The sequence below is a fragment of the Bacillus sp. P4_D3 genome, from assembly GCF_056401855.1.
In genome coordinates this window covers 1-1,582 of the sequence record NZ_JBFUIN010000702.1, presented here as the reverse complement: position 1 = coordinate 1,582, position 1,582 = coordinate 1, and the positions used below count along the sequence as shown (strand labels likewise).

General features: G+C 33.4%; 2 protein-coding genes. One reads left to right on the top strand and one right to left on the bottom strand.

Features of this window, described 5'->3' with window-relative positions; all coding sequences use genetic code 11:
* A partial coding sequence (locus AC1DTM_RS25760; protein WP_477001216.1) for a response regulator transcription factor occupies positions 1-586 on the bottom strand: 586 nt, incomplete at its 3' end.
* Between the two features lie 610 nt (positions 587-1,196).
* On the opposite strand from AC1DTM_RS25760, the gene AC1DTM_RS25755 reads away from it, so the two are divergent.
* Positions 1,197-1,582 (top strand): DUF6141 family protein (locus AC1DTM_RS25755; RefSeq protein WP_477001215.1); only part of this gene is annotated, 386 nt, incomplete at its 3' end.

The window sequence follows — 1,582 nt, the reverse complement described above, 5'->3', positions numbered from 1 at the left end:
CATGAACATCAACCGTTCGTTCATCCCCTTCAAAATCCATTCCCCATACTAATTCAATTAATTCTTCTCTTGAAAATGTTCTTCCAGGATAACTAGCAAGTTGTGATAATAATTCAAATTCCTTTAACGGAAGCAAAATCGTCTGACCGTTACACTTCACTTCAAACCCTTTTCGGTCAATTGTCGTCCCGTGTAATGTAATGATATCTGCACTCAGCATTTGATAACGACGCAACAATGCTTTCATACGGAAAATTACTTCAGCTGGCTCAAATGGCTTTACAATATAATCGTCCGTGCCAGAAATGAACCCTTTTTCTTTATCAACTAACTGATCTTTCGCAGTTAATAATATAACAGGTATATCATGATACTTCCTGATTTCTTCACATAACGTATACCCATCAATAAACGGCATCATAATATCCACTATCGCAAGATGAATATTTTCTTTCTCTAATATGCCTTGAGCTACCTTCCCATCTTCAGCCTCAAAAACTTTAAACCCCTCTTTTTGTAAATGGTAATGTAATAACTCTCTAATATGCTTGTCATCATCAGCTAATAAAATATGTATCATCTTCATTAAACCCTCTCTTGTTCATCCTTCTACATTCTTACATTAAGAAACAATTGTACTTTTTGCAAGGAAAAGAAAAACAATTCCAGCATTAATTTTTTCATGGCAGTTAGCCAAATTTTAAAATCCATTACGTGAAATTATTTATGTTACTAAAGATACTACGTATTAGAACCGCAATACAGTACAACAGATCGTATGATAATGTATCTTTGGAATAAAGGTTCATTAATAATACCTACAAGCCAATATTTTACGATAAATAAAAAGAATCCGTTTTGAAATAGATTTTAAATAGACTAAACTAAGAAGAGGATATTACGTTCAATATATGAGCGTATATCCTCTTTTCTTATAAACATTAGATTACTTATACAGATAATAAAAATAAAACTCTATATGTATACTGAATTCGGAAAAGTTTGTATAATTTAGGTAGCTAACGTATCTCATAACGGAAAGCGTTGTGAGGTCTTTAGACTGAGCGTTAATTTTTTTAGGGGTGAAGTGCTATGAGAGTACAAGAGGTTCTCATAGAGAATAACAACAAAGGATACATATTACTGGATCAAAAAGGATTCCCTGTAATAAATCATTTAGGAGGTGACAATTATTAATGAAACAACAAGAACGTATTATCTTTCGTGAGGTTCAGCGACCACAACAAATTTGGGTATGGATACTCATATTTGGGATCGCAGCACTGATGTGGTATGGATTCATTCAACAAATTATCCTTGATACCCCCTTTGGAGATAAACCAGCTCCCAATGGTGTGTTAATTGCTTTGTGGTTGTTTTTTGGGATTGCCTTTCCTGTATTAATGCTTGGGGTATTGAAACTGATTATAGAAGTCCGTGAAAAAGGTCTTTATGTTCGTTTTGTTCCTTTTCATTTTCAATATAAACAGTACCTTTTCAAAAATATATGTCACTATGAAAGCATTACTTACAGTCCACTAAAAAGATTCGGAGGATGGGGAATTCGTTTTAACCTTAAGGG